Source organism: Staphylococcus delphini (assembly GCF_900636325.1).
Classification (GTDB): Bacteria; Bacillota; Bacilli; order Staphylococcales; family Staphylococcaceae; genus Staphylococcus; species Staphylococcus delphini.
This window is the reverse complement of the sequence record NZ_LR134263.1, coordinates 1,408,075-1,428,082: the sequence shown is the minus strand read 5'-3', so window position 1 is coordinate 1,428,082 and position 20,008 is coordinate 1,408,075. Positions and strand designations below refer to the sequence as shown.

Sequence of the window (20,008 nt, the reverse complement as noted above, 5' to 3'; positions counted from 1 at the left end):
CATAAGTTTACCCGTAAATTAACGATTACATCTTTGCTATAATAACGTTTTTAAGCATTAATTGCAACTCTATCACGACGCAAAACGAGGAGTAAAATACATCAATTCAATACTTCTAATAGAAATCATTTTCGTCATGGTCACGTCTACATCAAAGAAATGATGTTGTCACTTCAGTGCATGTCGTCGAAAAAAATAATTCAACGGTTCAATTAATTATTGCACAATGAATAGAGTTTTGATAGAATGAATCTTGTTGTAATCAAATTATTTTGATACGAAGACGATTATAGGAGGTGTCTTTCATGCCAAATATCAAATCTGCAATTAAACGTGTGAGAACAACTCATACAGCAGAAAGCAAAAACATTTCACAAAAAAATGACATGCGTTCTGCAGTGAAAAGCGCGAAAAAAGCAATTGAAACTAATGCTGATAATAAACAAGAATTAGTAAGCAAAGCAGTGAAACGTATTGATAAAGCTGCTCAAAAGAATTTAATTCATTCTAACAAAGCTGATAGAATGAAATCAAAATTAATGTCAGCAAAATAATGAAAAAGAGCTGTGCCATTTGAGGTATAGCTCTTTTTCATTATGCACTAACCCCACTTCATTTTTATAAAGTGAGAGCGACACGTGCATATATCACACTTCTATGTTGAAGTGACACACGTGTCTAACTAACATCTTGCCTTCTTAAACCCTCTAGTTCTATCCATCAATTACAACTTCATAATAAACAATTCTAAAATCAGCACCTTATCCATATAAGATGATTTCAATTGATAGTCTGTTTCTGCACAAACATCCATAATGGTTAACAACGTCTCTAAATCGTATTTTCGTGCTTGATTCAATGCGAGTTTTACGCGATAAGGATGGACACCTACCGTTTTTGCGATCTGCTGACCTGAGTATCCTTTTTGATTGAGAATTTTACTTTGGTAATACAAACGATAGTTACTTGTAATTAACGCCAACAGTTTAATCGGCTCTTCTTTTAATTGAATTAAATCTTTAACGAGCGAAATGGCTTGTGACTTTTGTCCTTTTTGAATATAATCCGTCAATAAAAAAACGTTTTGCTCCAAACTTCTATTCACAATCGTCTGGACATCTTCTTTATTAATGGTTGGGCGATCACCGACAAATAGCAATAACTTATCTAATTCTTGCTTAATCATACGATAATGAATGCCTGTCAATTGGATCAACGCTTCTAATGCATCTTGTTTGATCTCTTTGAAGGACTGATTCAAATATTGATGAATCCATTTTTGCATTTCTTGTTCAGTCATTTGTTCAATTTTCTTGATGTTCGCCACTTTTTTCAATGCTTTAACAACTTTTTTTCTTTCGTCTAACTTCGCTGCTTGAACTTGAAAAATAATTAAAGAAGCCCCATCATACTTTTCAATAAACTCTAATAAGCTGTCTGCGTTTGCATGTGCCTCTTTAGGTGGTTTTTCACCAGTAAATACATAGCTATTTTGTACAACGACAATCTTTTTATCTGAAAAAAATGGAAGTGTCATCGCTTCTTCAATAATCGTATTTAAGGTCGTTTCATACAAATTGTATTTAACAAAATTAAAGTCATCTTTAGGTTCATTGCCCAAATACTTTTTAGTAAGTTGTTCTGTTTCACGATCTATTAATTCTGGGACTTCACCGTGAATGACATGAATATTTGACATGATGTGATTCCTCTCTATCTCATTGCTTTAGCTGTATTATAACATGAATGCTCAGCTGACTTCATTATCAGTTCAACGGCTCTGTCCGGAGTGTATAACCTGCTTCATTGGTATCATCAAAACGGACGTGAATATGATGATTATCTGCGGTGTTATAAATTTTCGCATGAATGTCATGTAATTTTTGTAGCGTTAAAGGATGTGGCAAATGATACATATTTTGTTTACCAGCAGAAATGAGTGCGATGTCTGGATGAATTTGACTCAGAAAGGTCTTAGAAGAACTTGTTTGACTGCCATGATGACCTACTTTTAATATTTGAATTTGTGGTAATGTATATTGCTTTAACAAGATCTCCTCATTTTTTGTCGTAGCATCGCCCATCAATAAAACATGAATGTCGTGAATGGTCGCTAATGTCACAATAGAATGCTCATTAGGATCCTCACTTTCAGGAATGTCAGTGTTGAAAAATTGAAATTGAAAATCCCCTAACACAATACGAGAGAGGTCCTCATATGAATACAATTGTGCATGTTCACTTGCAATCACATGTTGAACTTTTTGAAACTTCCCTTTATCAAAATGTGATGGATTAATCATCACATTTTTGATATTCACATATTGCGACAAATGTTCGATTTCGCCCATATGATCTTGATGTGCATGTGTGATGACGAGATAGTCGATTTGGTGAATCCCCAGTTTCTTAAATAATGGATAAATGTTTTTCTTTGCAATATTGATATTCGACTGTTTGAGTTGATGACTTTCATAGGCGCCACCCGTATCAATCATCAGTGTTTCACCTGTTTTGCTTTGGAATAATATAGCATCACCTTGACCCACATCAATCATGGTCATTTGGTTAGTATAACGGGGATGAACTTGCCAAAGTATGACGCACAGACAACAAACCAGAACCATAGATAAGATATATCGCCGTTGAGAGAGCAAATAAAGCAGTATAAACGTTACGATCGTACAACAAAGAAACCCAAATTCGCCAAAGTCAGGAATAGGAAGTGTGAACTTTTCTAGCACTGTGAGTCGTTTTAACAAAAAAACTTGGATATCAAAAATAAAGTGTGTAATATGCGTGAACAAAGATAAAAAGGCAGGTGCAACGATGGCAATGATGGCAAGTGCAAATGCAAGTGGAATGATGATTAAACTGTAGAGTGGAATGAAAAATAAGTTTGAGACTAACCCTTGCCATTGAATTTCATTAAGTTGCGCATAGTTTAAAGGAATGGCTGCAATAACAGCGACATAAGAACCTAAAAAGAGTGATTGATAAAAAGGCCGCTCTGTAAAAATATCTTTCATCAAAATCAATATTCCAGAAATCAAAAAAGAGTATAAAAAGCCTAAGTGATAGTGATAGTCGCCATTCAACAGACTCATACCACAATAAACGAGTAAAAGAGACTGCAATGAGGTCATATGAAAGCGCCTTGAAACAACCAACATGAGTAACGTCATAGTCACCGCACGTGTTGCACTTGGACTGGCACCTACAAAGATCAAGAATACCGGTAAAAAAAGCATTAATCCCACTTCTGTATAATACATAGGTAAAGGGAGACGTTTCCCAGTTGCATAAAACATGAAAATGAATATACTCACGTGGGTCCCGCTCACAGCAAACAAATGAGAAACACCCAACTGTTGCGCTAATGCCTTCATATCTTTATCTAAATAATTTGAATTTCCCGTTGCAATCGCGATCAGTTCGCTCTTTCCATAAAGTTGTGAATTTAACAATCGCTCAGTTACAACATTTCTTACATACGTAATGCGTTGTTTTAACGTCGGTGTTGTTATCTGACATTGGTCAAATGCTATATTTTTAACAGCAAAGAGTGGTCGTTGTTGACGATAAAGTGGCGGTTGAAAAGCACCTGTCAATTGACATTGGTGATTTAGGAGAAAGTGCGCATCTGGGATAAATTGTTGTGGTTTGATCCGTCCTTTAATCAGTATTTCTTCTTTTTTGAATGTTGCTTGAACAGTTAAAAGATGGTCTGTCACGATAGGTAACGTCGTCAAATGGACATTAATGGTTTGGGGAGATGACGCCGGAACTGCTGTTAGGGTTGGCCCCTCATTTTGATGTTGTATCGTCTCGACGGTATAGCCAATGAGCACGATAATCAAGGTTGAAATGATGAATGCCCATGACTTTTTCTTTAAGCATAAACTGCATGCTAACACACTATATATGAAGCATGCAGTGAACAAATGATGATATGCAATGTTGCCGATAATATATGTAATTAACCAATAAGTCATTATGATTTTAATAAATATTCCGCAATGTGTTGAGGATTAAAACTGATTTTTTCATAATGTACACCGGATTGTTCTAAGAGCTTCACTGCGTAATCATGGTTATGGTAATCTTCAGCATAATAAATCGTTTTAATACCCGCTTGAATAATCGATTTTGTACAGTTTAGACAAGGAAAATGCGTGACATAAATTGTTGCATTTTCAGTAGAGACACCTTGTTTCGCACATTGCAGTAGCGCGTTCATTTCAGCATGTATCGTTCTAATACAGTGTCCATCTTCCATTAAACAGCCTTCATCTATACAATGGACTTCACCTGAAACTGAACCGTTATAACCTCCCGCGATGATACGATTATCTTTAGTAATTGTTGCACCTACAGAGAGACGTGTACAAGTAGATCTCAATGCTAATAAATGAGACTGTGCCATAAAATAATCATGCCATTGAATACGTTTCATACTTTTTGTCACCTCGTATTGTTTGTTCAATTTATTCTTATTATAAAGGATTCGACTTGCTTCGACTAGTTACGCCTTATTTAGAATTAAACGGTTAAATAGTCTTTTAGTTTTTCAAATGTTTTTTCCCCAATGCCTTTGACATCTTTCAAATTTTCAACGCTTTGGAAAGGCCCATTTTCTTCGCGGTGTTTAATAATCGTTTGTGCTTTTGAAGGCCCGATGCCAGGAATTTGGGTTAGTTCCTTCTCGTCGGCAGTATTTAAATTGATGGAGATATTTTGTGAAGTAGACGTAGCTGACGTATGATCTTGTTGTGAGGCGTGACTAGAGTTAGTGGATGACGCCTCACCTTGACTCGGAATATAAATCATTTTTTGATCCGTTAACTTTTCAGCTAAATTAACACGACTCAAATCAGCAGTTTTCAACGGTTCAGCCTTATCTAATAGCTGTTTCATTCGATCATCTGATTGCATTTCATACGTATTCGGCTTTTTTACTGCACCTTTAATATCGACAATAATTTTTTGAGACGTTTGCTCTTTTTGCTCTTTTTTGTCTTTACTTTTTGGTTTTGCTTGATGGGCTTCAATCGGCTGCGTTTGTTGCATCGCTAAAGCGTCTTTTGCAGTGTCTTCCTCACCAGAATTAAACACGAGCCATCCCCCTAGCGCGATGAGAAATGTTATAACAATAGCTGTTTGCATTTTGTACTGTTTGACTAACGCGATAAATTGATCTACAGAAAACATAAATAAAACCTCCTATCATACGTATTACACGCATGATGGAGGTTTTTTACTTGTTATTTTTTTACAATAAAGAATAAGCGATCACTTTCTGGGTCTTGTAAAGCTTTGTTAAAATCATAAAATGTTTCGATATGATTAAAACCGACTTGTTTCAGCATATCAATATACTGATCCTTTTCAAAAGTACGCTGATATTGCGATTCATCTTGTCTGACGTATGTTTGTGCTTCATTTAATATAAAGAATGTTAAATCATGCCAAACACTGTATGGTGCTTCAGCAGGTTCAGTTTGCCATACTAATGTTAAATCTTCACGGTCATCAAGATAAACTTGTCCGTTAAACTGATGTGTCATTTTATGCGTCGTATGGACGTCGAAAATGAAATAGCCATCTGCATTCAAATGTTGATAAACATGTTCAAATGTTGCCATCACAGCCGTTTCATCAGCTAAATAATTCAAACTGTCACAAAGAATTGTAATTAAACCAAAGTCGGTATGCAGATTAAAATCCGACATGTCGCCTTCAATCCATTGCACTTGACTTGATTTTTGTTTGGCTAAAGCTAACATTTCAACACTTAAATCCATACCCATGACTTCATCAGCAAATTGTGTAAAATGCTGTGTCAAAGTTCCTGTGCCACAACCGATATCGAGTACACGGGAAACATTTTGTTGTTGAAGTGTCTGTTGTATCAAATCGAGCCACAGATCATAAGGTTGATCATCTGTAAGTCGATCGTAAAATGCACTCAAGTTTTCATATTGCATTATGAGTTAATAACCTCTTTATAACCTAACATCTCTACATCTTGATACAATTTTTCGAGGTTGTAATAGCTACGTTCGTCCTTATGGAAGACATGTACAACAACATCTGTTAAATCTACAAGTATCCAACGCGCTTCATTAAAACCTTCCATACGTTTCACTTCAATTTGATGTGACTCAGCACTTTCTTTAACAGCACGAGCAATCGCTTGAACTTGTCTTTCGTTATTCCCATGACATACAACAAAGTAATCAGTGAGATCAGAAACACCGCTCATATTAAGCGAAATAATTTCTTCTGCTTTTTTTGCATCGGCTGCTTCAACTGTTAACATTAATAAATCTTTTGCGTTCATTTAATCATCCTTTATTTTAGAGTCATTAAAATTATAGTAATTCAGACAATCAATAGTGGCTTGGTATACGCTAACATCTTTTTTGACGAGGTACAAGACAGTTCTTTTTGAAATTTCATAAATTGTTTTATCTAACCCACCGCCATTGTATACCAAATCACGAATTTCTTCCACTTTTGGCGTATTTCGACCAGGTTCAATGTAATCAGCAATAAAGACTAATTTTTCGGTTTTAGTCATATGTTTACGCCCTGTCGTGTGATTGTAAATTGCTAATAAAATTTCGTCATCTTGAATACCATATTGATGCTTCATGATTGCTGCACAGACAGGTCCATGTAAAATCTCTGAACCATAACTTAATAAATCATGACTGAGATCGTATCGTGTCACTTGTTGGTATAAAAAGCTTAAATCGTCATATTTACAAAAATCATGCAAAATCCCTGCAAGTTCAGCTTTTTCTTTATCTCCCTCATAAATATCTGCCAATTTAACTGCCGTTTCTGCTACACGTAAAGAATGTTCAAATCTCTTTTTCGGTAGCTTTTGTTCGACAAGTTCAATCGCGAATGTTCGATCCATATAACCCCTCCTTCAATATGTAGTGCTCTACATTGAGCGGCACCCACATATGAATTGTTTGTTGTTGAGACCTTCTCTGACGAATTTCAGTTGAACTAATCGCCATCTCAGGTATGCTAATCGTCATGATTGCATCGTCATTTGATTGAACCACCTTACCACGATTCACGACGACAAATGTTACGAAAGATTTTAGTGCATCTATTTGATACCATCGATCAAGTTGTTCATATTGGTCCGTTCCGATGACAAAATACAACTTTGCGTCAGGTGATTCTTGACGAATATTCAACAAAGTATCGTATGTGTAGCTTTGACCTTTACGCTCAATTTCATCTAATCGAAGCGTCCCAAACCCCAAATTTTCTATGACCAACTTAACCATTTGAATACGATGTTCAACCTCAATTAATTCATCATGCTTTTTCAATGGTGACATAAAACTAGGCATAAAATAAAAGTGATCCGGTTGAATAGCTGCATTCACTTCACTTGCAACCATTTCATGTCCACTATGAATTGGATTGAATTGTCCACCATAAACAACGATTTTTTCCATATTTATGGTAACTCGATTTGTTTATTTTCTCGAGATTCTTTATAGAGGACAATCATTGAACCGATAAGTTGGACTAATTCACTACCTGTTGCTTGACTAATATTTTGTGCCAATTCGCTTTTATCATCCATATTGTTTTGTAAAATATGAATTTTGATCAATTCGCGATTTTCAAGTGTTTCTTTTAATTGCTCTACCATATTGTCGTTAATCCCAGACTTACCGATTTGGAAAGTAGGATCAACATGATGTGCCTTACTTCTTAAAAATCTTTTTTGTTTACCTGTTAATGCCATAATGGCCTCCTTAAGTTGTTGTTGAATTTAATTTATTTAATACTGCGTTGCGCATCGTTGTAATATCACTCTCTAAACCCGTCCATATTTTAAAACTTTCAGCACCTTGATAAATAAACATATCTAATCCATTATAAGTCGAACACTCTTTTTCAGCGGCTTCTTTTAAAAATGTCGTCTGAAATGGAATGTAAATAATATCACATACAAGCACATCCGCTTTTAACTGCGAAAATGACATCACACTATCTTGAGATTGATGCATCCCAACAGGTGTCGTGTTTATAATAATATCAAATTGATGTGCGATAGATGCGACATCTTCAAGTGAGTGCGGTTGAATTTGAAGTTGCCAATCATTAAAACGGGACATCGTACGATTAGCAACGGCTATACTTTTCTCAGTCACTTGAGATAACGCATAAGAAATCCCTTTACTTGCGCCCCCTGCACCGAGTATTAAAATGTGCGCGTCAGTTAAATCACCATACTTCGCTTGTAATCCTTTAACAAATCCAGTACCGTCCGTGTTATAGCCAATCCATTTCCCGTTTTCAACTTTAACTGTATTCACCGCACCAATGGCCCGTGCTTCATCCGACATGTCATCTAAATAGTCGATAATGCGCTCTTTATGCGGAATCGTCACATTAAAGCCGTCAAGTTCTTTTTCACCAATAATATCTCGAATATGTTCAAAATGTGCAGGTGGAATATTAAGCGCTTCATAGCCGTAATCTAAGTTTAAACTTTTAAAATTCGCATGATGCATCAGTGGTGACAACGAGTGGTCAATCGGATGTCCAATAACTGCAAATTTCATTCAACCTCACACTCCTTACATAATTGAAGGTCTCAATGTCACTTCAACATTTTGAGGCACAATCACTTCTAATTCTGCACCTGCGTCCACTGTGACAAATCCTAAACCTGAAATCATAATGTCTTTTTTCTCATTTTCCGTCGTTAAACGAACTGTTTTCAACTGCTCAAAGTCAAAACGATCTTTCGGGGATGGTGGTGATAAAAGTGTGCCAATTTGTTTGCGCCACAAATCATCTGCTTTTTCTAATTTTGTGCGATGGATATTCAATTCATTTGAAAAATAACAAACGAGCGGACGTTTTCCACCTTTTAAATAATCGACGCGCGCTAAACCACCTATAAATAACGATTGCGCTTCGTTTAATTGGTATACACGTTGCTTAATTTCTTTTTTAGGCATAATCGTATTTAATGCCTTTGTCGATACATAATGGGTCATTTGATGTTCTTGAATAATCCCTGGTGTATCGTACATATAGTGATCATCATCAATCGGAATATCAATCATATCCAATGTCGTACCTGGAATACGCGAAGTTGTGACCACATTTTTTTCGCCTACTGTTTGTTCAATCAACTTGTTAATTAACGTTGACTTTCCAACGTTCGTTGTACCGACGATATAGACATCTTGGCCATCCCGATGCTTTTCAATCGTTTGTAATAAATCATCAATACCAATGCCTTTATACGCAGAAATTAAACATACATCTTCGGGGTATAAACCGTATTCCTTAGCTAAACGTCGTAACCATTCAGTAACACGACGCTTATTGATTTGTTTTGGCAATAAGTCAATTTTATTCGCAACTAAAATAATCTTTTTATTGCCGACAATACGTTTGACTGCATGAATAAAAGAACCTTCAAAGTCAAATACGTCGACTAAATTGACGACGATACCCGGTTTGTCTGATAAGCCGTTTAATAATTTTAAGAAGTCGTCACTTTCCATGCCCACATCTTGCACTTCATTGTAATTTTTCAGTCTAAAACAACGACGACAAATGACATCTTCTTTTTCTAAACTTGCTTTTGGAACGTAACCCGGTTTTTGGGGGTCTTCAGATTGTAGTGTTGCCCCACAACCAATACATTTTAAAGTTTCAGTCAATTACGATTCCTCCCATTTAATATAGCCTTTTCTTTTAAAATGCTTTAATAATCGTCGTTCAACTAAACGATTAAATTTTGTGATAAAACCATCAGAATTTTTCACTGGTACGACCATAATTGTATAAAGTCCGTGTCGATTACCACCAAATACATCTGTTAACATTTGGTCTCCAATAACAACTACTTCATCTTTTTGGATACCCATTTGTTCGGTCGCACGGCGTAAAGCTTTACCTCTAGGTTTTTGTGCTTTGAAAATATAATCCACTTTTAAATTTTGGCAAAAAGATTTTACGCGTTGTTCATTATTATTAGAAACAACAGTCACTTTAAATCCTTGTTCATCTAAAGTTTTGAACCAATTTTCAACTTTAGGCGTCGGTTGCGCTTCATCCCAGCCGACTAATGTATTATCCAAATCTGTGATAATCCCTTTGATATTCAATTGTTTCAGTTTGTCAAAATCAATTTCATAAATCGAATTCACATATTGATTTGGTAAAAATAATTGCTTGATGATACCCATGTTCATCCTCCACTTTAAAAGACTTCATTCGTTATATTATAGCATATTTATGTGCAATCATTGCGTGTTTTGTTAGAGTACTTTCACAAGTTCGTTGACCATTTGACTTGATGACTTTGCTGCCACTTTAAGGAAAGCTTCAAATGTCATTCCCGCTTCACCGTCAGCTAAATCAGAAATCGCTCGTGTCACGATAAATGGCACATGAAACTGGTGACATGTTTGCGCAATGGCAGTGGCTTCCATTTCAACAGCTAATGCATTAGGAAAATGTTCCAAAATAGCTTGACGTTGTTCGTTTGTGCCGATAAAACTATCACCTGAAACGATCAAGCCTTCTCTACCATTTTGATTTAAAGTTTTTAAGACGTTATCTACTTTTTCAAATAATGACGTATCTGCATCAAAATAGGTTGGCATACCTGGAATTTGTCCCATATCATAGCCGAACGCCCGTGCATCAGCATCATGATAAGCCACTTGTCGACTAATGACCACATCGCCAAGTGCTAATCCAGGCTGTAATCCTCCCGCTGATCCTGTGTTAATAATACATTGGGGTTGAAAACGATCAATCAGTAAACTTGTAGAAATGGCTACATTCACCTTACCGATACCGCTTTGAGTTAAAATAATATCTTTGTCGTTCAATGTTCCTTTATAAAAAATGGCATGTGCGATTTTAATTTCTTCTACCGCATCCATTTGAGATTTTAAAATTGCTACTTCTTCTTCCATTGCACCGATGATTCCGATCATTCAAATGCCTCCTTAAAAAGTGATGACTTTAATACATATCGTAGCTATTTTATCATATTAAGGGTAGTGAATTCATTTTTATAAGTTGTGATTTCATTTACGAGAACTGAGGCTAAAATGACTGATAATATATGGAGAACTGAATGGCAACGTAAAATGTGTTCTCGATTAATCAAAAAATTTTATGCTTATTCGCCTTAATTAATTTAATATTTCCATATTTTGCTTTATGTTTCTCGTAGGAGAGGGGCTGGAAAACACAATGTCCCAGCCCCGTTCCGAAAAGTTAAAAATCGTCCTGTGTAGTTGGGTGATATAGCTCACAAAAGTGCTTTCTATTTTTTCCCATACCAGTACGTTCCTAAATGAGAGAGACGCCCGAGCCACAATACCAAGCAGCCCTTCCCTTATTAAACACGAGTAAAATTTTGCTTATATTTCTCAAAACAAAAACTCGCCCTCTTTTCAGCCTTATATAATTGATTGCAAAAATGGGTGAGACTCCCGAGGGATCAGATATTTCTAAAACAAAAACTTGCCCCTTTCCCAAAAGTTAGCGTGAGATTGCCACATTGGACGAGACTCTTGAGGGATCAGCTGAACCGGAAAATCCACCAACGCTTCAACAAATGTAACGGTTCAATCAAGCGTTGGTTAGTTGAAGGTTCAGCCCCTAAGAACGCGAGTCCAAGACGGCAATCACAAGCCATTGACATGCTCAGAAAGAGGGCAAGTTATTCAGTTAAAAAATATAGCAAAATTTCCTCTCAACCATGGGTGCGATCATTGACTCCACAATGCAGCTAAACCTTGTAACGAGAAGAAGCCGGTAAAGATTGTAACGAGAACTGCAACAATACCGAATAATAACATCCAAGTCGGGTGTTGATAATCTCCAACGATACGCTTATTTTTCGAAGCAATTAATACAGTACCTAAAATAATAGGAAGAATTAAACCGTTTAACGCACCAGCAATAATTAATAATTTAACCGGACGACCGATAAATAAGAAAATCAATGTCGATACCACGATAAATGTCACGACAACATAATTATCGTACGTTCTCAACTTGTTGTGCATTGTTTTAATAAATGTCGTACTCGTATACGCTGAACCAATAACAGATGACATCGCCGCCGCAAACAGTACGATACCAAAAATATTTTTACCGATTGGTCCAATAGCGTGTTCAAAGACAGAAGCTGGTGGGTTTTCAGGATTTAAAGCGACACCTGTGACAACAACACCAAGTACTGCTAAAAATAGTAAACTCCGCATCACACCTGTTGTTAAAATCGCCGAAATAGCTGAACGATTCACAAATGGTAAGTAGTCTTTCCCTTTAATCCCTGCATCAAGAATACGGTGCGCCCCTGCAAATGTAATATAGCCGCCTACAGTGCCACCTACTAATGTAATAATGGGCAGAACAAGTGCTGAAGGATTTTCTGGCAATACCATACGTTGTGCGGCTTCTACATATGGCGGATTGGATTGAATCATCACATAAGCCACAATTAAAATCATAAGCACGCCGAGAATCATCGTAATGACGTCCATGATTTTCTGGCCATTTTTAGAAATAAAAACGAGAATCGCAATAACCGCAGTAATCGCTGAACCTACACGAACATCTAAACCAAAGATGGCGTTTAAACCTAGTCCAGCTCCGGCAATATTCCCAATATTAAATGCCAATCCCCCTAACGCGATAAGGAAAGAAATAAAAGTACCTAACCCTTTAACGACTTCATTAGCAATTTCTTGACCTCGATAACCCGTTACGACAAGGACACGCCAAATATTAATTTGTGCCCCAATATCAATAATGATAGATAATAAAATTGCAAATGCAAAACTTGCCAAAAATTGTTCAGTAAACACTGCAGTTTGTGTTAAAAATGCAGGTCCAATTGCAGAAGTGGCCATTAAAAAAACAGAGCCGAGTAACAACCTTCGATGCGCTTTAGTGAATACAAATTCACCTGGTTTTTTAATTTGATTGGATTGTTTCTTCATCATTTAACCCCCTAAAGTTACAATATCGACATTCACTTCTGATAAACGCGAACGAATTTCTTTAACGAATTCAAGTGCATGGGCCCCATCACCATGAACGCAAATTGTATCTGCTTCAATCTCAATTACTTCACCTGAAATCGCTTTAACTGTGCCTTCCGTTACCATTTGTACTACTTGCGCAATGGCTTCTTCACTGTCTTCAATCGTTGCGCCTTCTTTTTTACGGCTCACTAATTGACCATCACTTTCGTAACGACGGTCCGCAAATACTTCAGACGCGACTTTAAGACGTTGTGCTTTGCCGGCATCAATGAGTAAAGATTTTGATAATCCGACTAAATACAGATTCGGATCAATATCATACACTGCTGAGGCAATCGTACGTGCAATGGCTTCGTCTCTCACAGCCATTTGATAAAGCGCGCCATGCGGTTTAACATGATTAAGCACCACACCATTAATATCACAAAACATTTTTAAAGCACCTACTTGATAAACGACCATGTTATAAATCTCAGTTAAAGACATATCCATATTGCGTCGGCCAAAACCTTGTAGATCTGGAAAACCGGGATGGGCACCTACACGTACGCCGTTTTCTTTAGCAAGTCGTACAGTTTCAGCCATCACATTTTCATCACCCGCATGAAAACCACAGGCAACATTGGCAGAGGTAATCAATGGTAAAACTTCTCGGTCGTTGCCGATTTGATAGTTACCAAAGCTTTCTCCTAAATCGCAGTTTAAATCAACTTTCATCTTCATTCTCCTCCTTAAAAATACGATGACGATCTAAGAATTTGATGTCTACATCACGTGCATCGCCTTCATAATATGGTGGATAAGATAAGACTGCATATAAGAAATCTGCTGTCGTTGTAAACCCATCAATCACCAGTTCATCTAATGTGACTTTTAATTTTTCAATCGCATGTGCACGATTTTCACCTTTAACAATTACTTTTGCGACGAGTGAATCATAGTATGAAGAAACAGTATAACCACTATAAAGTAAAGAGTCAACACGTACATTGAATCCTTGAGGTAAATGCAATCTTTGAACTGTACCCGGTGTCGGACGAAATGCTTTTTGTGGGTCTTCTGCATTAATTCTCGCTTCAATGACATGCCCATAAAAATGAATATCGTCTTGTGTAAGTGAAAGTGTACCCTCTTGCATAATACGGAGTTGTTCACGTACTAAGTCGACATCTGTGCGCATTTCCGTCACTGTATGCTCAACTTGAATACGTGCATTCATTTCAATAAAATAATACGCATCTTCAGTAACTAAGAATTCAATTGTACCCGCACTGCGGTATTGTGCTGCTTTTGCGACTTTGACAGCATCATTACAAATTTTCTCACGTTTTTCTTCAGTTAATGCACTACATGGTGACTCTTCAATCAGTTTTTGATTTTTACGCTGCACTGAACAGTCCCGTTCCCCTAAATGAATATAACGTGATTGTCCATCTCCAAGCACTTGCACCTCAACATGTTTCGCAACAGGTATAAATGCTTCAACATAAACTCGATCATCATTGAAATATTTGTTGCCTTCACTTTTCGCCTCTTTGAATGCACGTTCAAGTTGTGACTCTTCTTTGACAATACGAATCCCTTTGCCGCCGCCACCACTCGCTGCTTTAATAACGAGCGGATAGCCGATTTCTTCAGCAAGTGTTTTAATTTCATCAACAGATTCGACTGACGATTTAGATCCAGGTATAATCGGCACACCTGCTTCATCAACCGTTTGGCGCGCAGTAATTTTATCGCCCATTCGTTGCATCGTTTCTTTCGTCGGCCCGATAAAGTAAAGCCCTTCATTTTCAACCTTTTCAGCAAACACAGGACTTTCAGATAAAAAGCCATAACCGGGATGTATAGCGTTTGCTTTTGTGATTTCAGCAGCAGCTAATATTTTACGTATATTTAAATAACTGTCTAGAGGGTTCGCTTGGCCGATACAAACTGCCTGATCTGCTAATTTAACATGTAGACTATTTTCATCACCCACAGCATAAATAGCGACAGACTCCATTTTTAGCTCTCTTAACGCACGTATAATACGAACCGCAATTTCACCTCTGTTTGCAACTAATACTCGAAACATCTAATCCCCCCTTTACTTCAATGTTAAAATGACTTGATTAAATTCTATATTTTCACCATGACCGACCAACACTTCTTGAACTTCACCTGACTCATCTGCTGTTACTTCATTCATCACTTTCATCGCTTCAATGTAGCCGATAATATCCCCTTTATTGACTTTATCGCCTACTTTTACAGCAGGTTTAGTTAATTCTTTTTCATCTTGTAAATAAAATGTCCCAATCATCTGAGAACGAATCGCTTTTGTATCATCTTCTGCAGAATCAGTTGTTTGCTGTGTTTGTTCTACGTGTTGGTTTGACGGTTGCGGGTTTTGTGGTGGGGCTACAGACGCTTCTGTTTGTTGAATGGACGATAAATCCAGTTCTAGCTCCATCTCATCATCACGATATTTAAAATGCTTCGCGCCATATTGCTTTAATAAATTTAATGTTTGCTCGATTTGTTTTAAGTCCATGGTATACTATCTCCTTTTAGAACCGTTTTAATTTTTTGTTGTGTAGGTCTAATATTGTGCAGTAAACGTTGAGGTCGTTGACGAATTTGTGCTTTCGCCTCTTCTAACTTTCTATTTTTTCGTGCTAATATTTCATTCGCCTCGTTAAATGTCATCCATTCGAATTTCACCTTATCACCAGGTTGTTTTTGGACAATATCAACAATATCAGAATCAATCACTGTGCCTATTTTGGTATACCCCCCTACTGTTTGTCGGTCGTTGAGCAAAATAATCGGATGACCATCTTTAGGCACTTGGACACTTCCTAATGCGACGGGTTCAGAAATAATATCAGCCTCTGTAAAAGGTTGTATCGTTGGTCCTTTAAGCCGATACCCCATCCGATCTGAATTTTCTGAAATAGTGAATTCGAGCTGCTCAAGTTCTTTAATCGTACGACGTGTAAATGATTCTAGCTGTGGTCCATCCATTAATCCAATCGGTAATTGTCGCGCTTTCGTAAAACTTGAAAAATCACTCGAACGGCCGATGAGTTGATAATCTAAAAATGAAGATTGTGTAGGAATAATATCATTGGCTTTTAATGCACGACCTTTGAAACCACCAATTCCTGTCCGTGTATGTGTCGCATAGCTGCCTTCAAAAAGTGGAATATCTAGTGTTTTCGCAAATCCGATATAACCACGCATCCCGTGAATGACACGCCCTATTTCTAAAACATCATTTTTTTCAACTTTAATGACAGTTTGATGTGGCACAGGTTGCCCATTTAACGTAGCAGAAAATGGCGCACCAGTCATCGCAAATAAGTTTTGATCGAGAAATTTGATCGTTGGGCCAATCATCGTAAATTCTAATGCAGGTTGTCCCTCTGTTTCTAATAAAGTGTTTAAGATTTCATAACTCGGGCGATCCATCACGCCAGCAGGAGAATAACCTTCAAACTGATGGCCTGAACGTCCTTTGTCTTGAACTGTCGTAAACAATCCAGGTTTAATTATTTTAATGGCCATCTTCTATCATCACCCATTCGTCATAGTCTAATTGATTTTTACACACATACTTTTGAATATGTAAAAATTGTTCTTCATTAATGGAATAAAATTTAATTCTGTCCCCAGGTTGATATAAAATTTTAGGCTCCCGTTTCGGATTAAAAACATCAATCGGTGTACGTCCAATAATTTGCCAACCTCCTGGTGAATCAGATGGATATAAACCTGTTTGATTATTTGCTATCCCAACTGAGCCTGCATCAATTTTAATTCTTGGTTCTTCTTTTCTCGGTGTATGAAGCTGAGGACTCAAACCGCCTAAAAATGGAAATCCAGGCATAAATCCAATCATATAAACAAGATAATGATTTTCTGTATGATATTGTATCACTTCATCAACCGTTAAATCGTTATGATCCGCTACAATCTCAATATCTGGTCCCCATTTTCCACCATAGAGAACTGGGATATTCACGATTCTCTTTTGAACCGTATTTACCTTCGTTTGTTGCATGTCGAATGTATCAAGTTGTAGTGCTTGAATTAACGTTTCGAAATCTGTTTGAATGCCATCGAAATACACCATAATCGCACGATAAGAAGGTACAATTTCATGAATGTGTGGATGGTTCATCATTTGAATATGCTCCACTACAGCATTAACATGTTCATAGACCGATTCACTAATTTCGGCTTTGAAGTAGATTATAAAAGATTGCTCGCTAATTTGTCGAAAATGCATGTACATCCCCCTTTCAGAAAGCCCTTACAATTATATATTTTATCATTATACAGTATCAGTGACAATTAAGTATTGATGAATATAAGAGAATAACGCTCGGAATTATCATCCTAACGATCTAGTTAACTTATAAGTATAAAAAATAAGCTGGGATACGATGAAGTTTTCCCAGCCATTTTTCTTATGATGCCTCATATCAAATATTAAATTGTATTATGAGATGATGCTTGTACGCATATCAATTTGCCGCATTGATTAATGAATATCTACAATTTTAACGTTCATTTCGCCGCCATTTGGAAGTGGAACACGTACTTCGTCATCCACTTGTTTACCGATGAGCGCTTGTGCCATTGGAGATTCGTTTGAAATCTTACCATTAAATGCATCAGATTCTGCTGAACCCACGATTTGATAAGACTCTTCGTCGTTACCTGGAAGCTCAACGAATGTTACTGTTTTACCAATTTGGACAACATGGTTGTCACCTGTATCTTCAATGATTAAAGCATGACGTAACATGGTTTCAATACGTTGAATGTCCTGCTCGATAAACCCTTGTTCATCTTTCGCTGCATCGTACTCTGAGTTCTCAGATAAGTCACCAAAACTACGTGCAACTTTAATTTTTTCAACCACTTCAGGGCGTTTGACTGTTTTTAATTCTTCTAATTCTTTTTCAAGTTTTTCGTATCCTTCTTGCGTCATTGGATATTGTTTTTGGTTTTCCATTGTCTGCATCTTCCTTTAACTATGATTTAATCTTTTTTACGTACAAGTGCTTGAATCTTAGTTGTCATGATGTCAATAGCAACTTTATTGGAACCACCTTCAGGAATAATAATATCCGCGAATTTTTTCGTTGGTTCAATAAATTGGTTATGCATTGGCCTCACAACAGTAAGATACTGATCAATTACAGATTCCATTGTACGACCACGCTCTTTAGTATCTCTCACAAGACGGCGTAAAATCCTTAAATCTGCATCAGTGTCTACGTAAATCTTAACATCCATCATATTGCGCAATTCTTCATTCTCGAGCGCAAATATACCTTCTACGATAATAACATCTTTAGGTTGAAATGCAATCGTTTTATCACTGCGCGTATGATTTGTATAGTCATAAGTCGGTACTTCTACACTTTGACCTGACTGTAATGATTTAAGATTTTGGATTAACAAATCATTATCAAACGCAAATGGATGGTCATAATTTGTTTTAAGACGTTGTTCAAATGTCAGATGTGATTGGTCTTTGTAATAATAGTCTTGTTCAATAAGTGCAACACTATGACCTTCTAAATTATTCATAATTTTATTTGTCACAGATGTCTTACCCGAACCAGAGCCTCCAGCAATACCAATGATCGTTGTTGCCATTCTTTAAACTTCCTTTCTCATCATGTTGTTTGGATAAATAGGCTGGTCAACTTTGATTTGCACGATTTGTAGTGGGTGTCGTGCCGCATCAAGTTCATTTCCTTCTTCATCATAAATCTTATCGACGACTTGTTTAAAGGTTTGAATTTCAGGTCCGAAAAACTCGACTTCTTGACCTGGTTTAAAGTGATTTCTTTGTTGGATTGTCGCCATTTGACTGTCTTTATCATAGTCTAATACTAAGCCGATAAAGTCAAATGGTGCTTTTTTACTTGATTCATTTCCAAACATTTGTTCTTCATAACCGGGTGTCCCCTTGAAAAAGGCGGGTGCGGTATCACGGTTTGCACATTTATCTAATTCAAAGAGCCATTCCGGTTTGATTTTGAAGTTTTCTGGGTCTGCAGCGTACGCATCAATCACTTTACGATAAACTGAAACGACTGTTGCAATATAGTGAATAGACTTCATTCGGCCTTCGATTTTAAGTGAGTCGATACCTAAATCCATCATGTTAGGAATGGATTCAATTAATTTTAAATCACGTGGACTCATCGCAAATGGCACGGCATTGCCATCTTCATAATAAACATCGAGTTCGCCGTCATTATCAACTGTTAATAAGTCATAATCCCAACGACAACTTTGGCAACACCCCCCACGGTTAGAATCACGTGCTGTCATATGGTTACTCAATGTACAACGACCTGAATACGCAATACACATCGCACCGTGAATGAAAGCTTCAATTTCGATATCCACTTTATCTTTAATTTCTTGCATTTCCATTGCACCAGTTTCACGCGCAAGTACGACACGGTCTAAACCTTCTTCTTTCCAATATTCTACCGCTTTATAGTTACTTAATGATTGCTGTGTAGATAAATGGATTTCCAACTTCGGCGCGACACGTTTACACGTTTCAATAATTAATGGGTCTGCTACAATAATACCTGTTGCACCTGTTGCTTCTAATTGCTCTAAATAGTCATCAAGACCTTCCATATTTTCATCATGCGCAATAATATTTGTCGTTATATAAATTTTAGCACCGTATCGATTTGCAAATTCAACGCCTTCACGAATTTCGTCCATTGTAAAATTGTCCGCATTTGAACGTAAACCATACTCTTGACCGCCGATGAATACAGCATCTGCACCGTAATGAACGGCGATTTTTAACTTTTCTAAATTACCAGCAGGCGCGAGTAACTCAGGCTTTTTCATTTTCGCTTTCATTGCTGGCTTAACTTCTTCAAGTACCTTCATCCATG

At 37.0% G+C, this 20,008-nt stretch carries 23 protein-coding genes; 1 reads left to right on the top strand and 22 read right to left on the bottom strand.

Features of this window, described 5'->3' with window-relative positions:
* Positions 1-305 precede the first annotated feature (305 nt).
* Positions 306-554: a 30S ribosomal protein S20 gene (gene rpsT, locus EL101_RS06795; RefSeq protein WP_014613771.1), complete on the top strand. Its 249-nt coding sequence runs from the start codon at positions 306-308 to the stop codon at positions 552-554.
* Positions 555-724: 170 nt separating this feature from the next.
* On the opposite strand, the gene holA is transcribed toward rpsT, so the two are convergent.
* The 22 genes from holA to EL101_RS06685 form a co-directional block, all read right to left on the bottom strand.
* The gene (gene holA / locus EL101_RS06790; protein WP_096597059.1) at positions 725-1,699 is read right to left on the bottom strand and encodes a DNA polymerase III subunit delta; all 975 of its coding nucleotides are present in this window, start codon (positions 1,697-1,699) and stop codon (positions 725-727) included.
* A gap of 67 nt (positions 1,700-1,766) precedes the next feature.
* Positions 1,767-3,995 carry a DNA internalization-related competence protein ComEC/Rec2 gene (locus EL101_RS06785; RefSeq protein WP_096597061.1) on the bottom strand — a complete coding sequence of 743 codons (2,229 nt, stop codon included), beginning with the start codon at positions 3,993-3,995 and terminating at the stop codon, positions 1,767-1,769.
* Entirely contained in the window at positions 3,995-4,456 is a 462-nt protein-coding gene (locus EL101_RS06780) for a ComE operon protein 2 (RefSeq protein ID WP_019165185.1), read from the bottom strand. The genes EL101_RS06785 and EL101_RS06780 overlap by 1 nt, the downstream gene beginning before the upstream one ends.
* An 86-nt stretch (positions 4,457-4,542) precedes the next feature.
* Positions 4,543-5,211 carry a helix-hairpin-helix domain-containing protein gene (locus EL101_RS06775; protein WP_096597063.1) on the bottom strand — a complete coding sequence of 223 codons (669 nt, stop codon included), beginning with the start codon at positions 5,209-5,211 and terminating at the stop codon, positions 4,543-4,545.
* Positions 5,212-5,264: 53 nt separating this feature from the next.
* Positions 5,265-5,987, bottom strand: a complete 723-nt coding sequence (locus tag EL101_RS06770) for a class I SAM-dependent DNA methyltransferase (protein WP_096597065.1) — start codon at positions 5,985-5,987, stop codon at positions 5,265-5,267.
* Positions 5,987-6,343, bottom strand: coding sequence for a ribosome silencing factor (gene rsfS, locus EL101_RS06765; protein WP_014613765.1), 357 nt, complete (start codon positions 6,341-6,343; stop codon positions 5,987-5,989). The genes EL101_RS06770 and rsfS overlap by 1 nt, the downstream gene beginning before the upstream one ends.
* On the bottom strand, positions 6,344-6,928 hold the full coding sequence (yqeK, locus tag EL101_RS06760; RefSeq protein WP_096597067.1) for a bis(5'-nucleosyl)-tetraphosphatase (symmetrical) YqeK: 585 nt from the start codon (positions 6,926-6,928) through the stop codon (positions 6,344-6,346). It lies immediately after the preceding gene.
* Complete coding sequence (gene nadD / locus EL101_RS06755; RefSeq protein WP_096541555.1) at positions 6,906-7,487, bottom strand: nicotinate (nicotinamide) nucleotide adenylyltransferase; 582 nt, start codon at positions 7,485-7,487, stop codon at positions 6,906-6,908. Before nadD ends, yqeK begins: the two co-directional genes overlap by 23 nt.
* A 2-nt stretch (positions 7,488-7,489) precedes the next feature.
* Complete coding sequence (gene yhbY / locus EL101_RS06750; protein WP_019165180.1) at positions 7,490-7,783, bottom strand: ribosome assembly RNA-binding protein YhbY; 294 nt, start codon at positions 7,781-7,783, stop codon at positions 7,490-7,492.
* A gap of 10 nt (positions 7,784-7,793) precedes the next feature.
* Positions 7,794-8,606: a shikimate dehydrogenase gene (gene aroE, locus EL101_RS06745; protein ID WP_096597069.1), complete on the bottom strand. Its 813-nt coding sequence runs from the start codon at positions 8,604-8,606 to the stop codon at positions 7,794-7,796.
* 15 nt (positions 8,607-8,621) lie between these two features.
* Positions 8,622-9,722, bottom strand: a complete 1,101-nt coding sequence (gene yqeH / locus EL101_RS06740) for a ribosome biogenesis GTPase YqeH (RefSeq protein ID WP_019165178.1) — start codon at positions 9,720-9,722, stop codon at positions 8,622-8,624.
* Complete coding sequence (locus EL101_RS06735; RefSeq protein ID WP_019165177.1) at positions 9,723-10,250, bottom strand: YqeG family HAD IIIA-type phosphatase; 528 nt, start codon at positions 10,248-10,250, stop codon at positions 9,723-9,725.
* 72 nt (positions 10,251-10,322) lie between these two features.
* Entirely contained in the window at positions 10,323-11,009 is a 687-nt protein-coding gene (locus EL101_RS06730; protein WP_096597071.1) for a 5'-methylthioadenosine/adenosylhomocysteine nucleosidase, read from the bottom strand.
* Between the two features lie 783 nt (positions 11,010-11,792).
* Complete coding sequence (locus tag EL101_RS06725) at positions 11,793-13,031, bottom strand: NRAMP family divalent metal transporter (protein WP_096597111.1); 1,239 nt, start codon at positions 13,029-13,031, stop codon at positions 11,793-11,795.
* Positions 13,032-13,034: 3 nt separating this feature from the next.
* Positions 13,035-13,793 carry a 5-oxoprolinase subunit PxpA gene (gene pxpA / locus EL101_RS06720; RefSeq protein ID WP_096597073.1) on the bottom strand — a complete coding sequence of 253 codons (759 nt, stop codon included), beginning with the start codon at positions 13,791-13,793 and terminating at the stop codon, positions 13,035-13,037.
* The gene (locus EL101_RS06715; protein WP_096541567.1) at positions 13,783-15,153 is read right to left on the bottom strand and encodes an acetyl-CoA carboxylase biotin carboxylase subunit; all 1,371 of its coding nucleotides are present in this window, start codon (positions 15,151-15,153) and stop codon (positions 13,783-13,785) included. Before EL101_RS06715 ends, pxpA begins: the two co-directional genes overlap by 11 nt.
* A 12-nt stretch (positions 15,154-15,165) precedes the next feature.
* On the bottom strand, positions 15,166-15,612 hold the full coding sequence (locus EL101_RS06710; RefSeq protein ID WP_096597075.1) for an acetyl-CoA carboxylase biotin carboxyl carrier protein: 447 nt from the start codon (positions 15,610-15,612) through the stop codon (positions 15,166-15,168).
* The gene (locus EL101_RS06705; protein ID WP_096597077.1) at positions 15,603-16,628 is read right to left on the bottom strand and encodes a 5-oxoprolinase subunit C family protein; all 1,026 of its coding nucleotides are present in this window, start codon (positions 16,626-16,628) and stop codon (positions 15,603-15,605) included. Before EL101_RS06705 ends, EL101_RS06710 begins: the two co-directional genes overlap by 10 nt.
* A complete protein-coding gene (gene pxpB / locus EL101_RS06700; protein WP_096597079.1) occupies positions 16,618-17,352 on the bottom strand; it encodes a 5-oxoprolinase subunit PxpB in 735 nt (244 codons plus the stop codon). The genes EL101_RS06705 and pxpB overlap by 11 nt, the downstream gene beginning before the upstream one ends.
* Before the next feature lie 255 nt (positions 17,353-17,607).
* Entirely contained in the window at positions 17,608-18,084 is a 477-nt protein-coding gene (gene greA / locus EL101_RS06695) for a transcription elongation factor GreA (protein ID WP_014613751.1), read from the bottom strand.
* Between the two features lie 26 nt (positions 18,085-18,110).
* Positions 18,111-18,734: a uridine kinase gene (udk, locus tag EL101_RS06690; protein WP_014613750.1), complete on the bottom strand. Its 624-nt coding sequence runs from the start codon at positions 18,732-18,734 to the stop codon at positions 18,111-18,113.
* A 3-nt stretch (positions 18,735-18,737) separates the two neighbouring features.
* Entirely contained in the window at positions 18,738-20,003 is a 1,266-nt protein-coding gene (locus EL101_RS06685) for a peptidase U32 family protein (RefSeq protein WP_096597081.1), read from the bottom strand.
* Positions 20,004-20,008: the final 5 nt, after the last annotated feature.

What these genes read in the sequence shown, in the direction of transcription:
- rpsT (WP_014613771.1), top strand. Translation starts at nt 306, where the DNA reads ATGCCAAATATCAAATCTGCAATTAAACGTGTGAGAACAACTCATACA.
- holA (WP_096597059.1), bottom strand. Translation starts at nt 1,699, where the DNA reads ATGTCAAATATTCATGTCATTCACGGTGAAGTCCCAGAATTAATAGAT.
- EL101_RS06785 (WP_096597061.1), bottom strand. Translation starts at nt 3,995, where the DNA reads ATGACTTATTGGTTAATTACATATATTATCGGCAACATTGCATATCAT.
- EL101_RS06780 (WP_019165185.1), bottom strand. Translation starts at nt 4,456, where the DNA reads ATGAAACGTATTCAATGGCATGATTATTTTATGGCACAGTCTCATTTA.
- EL101_RS06775 (WP_096597063.1), bottom strand. Translation starts at nt 5,211, where the DNA reads ATGTTTTCTGTAGATCAATTTATCGCGTTAGTCAAACAGTACAAAATG.
- EL101_RS06770 (WP_096597065.1), bottom strand. Translation starts at nt 5,987, where the DNA reads ATGCAATATGAAAACTTGAGTGCATTTTACGATCGACTTACAGATGAT.
- rsfS (WP_014613765.1), bottom strand. Translation starts at nt 6,343, where the DNA reads ATGAACGCAAAAGATTTATTAATGTTAACAGTTGAAGCAGCCGATGCA.
- yqeK (WP_096597067.1), bottom strand. Translation starts at nt 6,928, where the DNA reads ATGGATCGAACATTCGCGATTGAACTTGTCGAACAAAAGCTACCGAAA.
- nadD (WP_096541555.1), bottom strand. Translation starts at nt 7,487, where the DNA reads ATGGAAAAAATCGTTGTTTATGGTGGACAATTCAATCCAATTCATAGT.
- yhbY (WP_019165180.1), bottom strand. Translation starts at nt 7,783, where the DNA reads ATGGCATTAACAGGTAAACAAAAAAGATTTTTAAGAAGTAAGGCACAT.
- aroE (WP_096597069.1), bottom strand. Translation starts at nt 8,606, where the DNA reads ATGAAATTTGCAGTTATTGGACATCCGATTGACCACTCGTTGTCACCA.
- EL101_RS06735 (WP_019165177.1), bottom strand. Translation starts at nt 10,250, where the DNA reads ATGGGTATCATCAAGCAATTATTTTTACCAAATCAATATGTGAATTCG.
- EL101_RS06730 (WP_096597071.1), bottom strand. Translation starts at nt 11,009, where the DNA reads ATGATCGGAATCATCGGTGCAATGGAAGAAGAAGTAGCAATTTTAAAA.
- EL101_RS06725 (WP_096597111.1), bottom strand. Translation starts at nt 13,031, where the DNA reads ATGAAGAAACAATCCAATCAAATTAAAAAACCAGGTGAATTTGTATTC.
- pxpA (WP_096597073.1), bottom strand. Translation starts at nt 13,793, where the DNA reads ATGAAAGTTGATTTAAACTGCGATTTAGGAGAAAGCTTTGGTAACTAT.
- EL101_RS06715 (WP_096541567.1), bottom strand. Translation starts at nt 15,153, where the DNA reads ATGTTTCGAGTATTAGTTGCAAACAGAGGTGAAATTGCGGTTCGTATT.
- EL101_RS06710 (WP_096597075.1), bottom strand. Translation starts at nt 15,612, where the DNA reads ATGGACTTAAAACAAATCGAGCAAACATTAAATTTATTAAAGCAATAT.
- EL101_RS06705 (WP_096597077.1), bottom strand. Translation starts at nt 16,628, where the DNA reads ATGGCCATTAAAATAATTAAACCTGGATTGTTTACGACAGTTCAAGAC.
- pxpB (WP_096597079.1), bottom strand. Translation starts at nt 17,352, where the DNA reads ATGCATTTTCGACAAATTAGCGAGCAATCTTTTATAATCTACTTCAAA.
- greA (WP_014613751.1), bottom strand. Translation starts at nt 18,084, where the DNA reads ATGGAAAACCAAAAACAATATCCAATGACGCAAGAAGGATACGAAAAA.
- udk (WP_014613750.1), bottom strand. Translation starts at nt 18,734, where the DNA reads ATGGCAACAACGATCATTGGTATTGCTGGAGGCTCTGGTTCGGGTAAG.
- EL101_RS06685 (WP_096597081.1), bottom strand. Translation starts at nt 20,003, where the DNA reads ATGAAGGTACTTGAAGAAGTTAAGCCAGCAATGAAAGCGAAAATGAAA.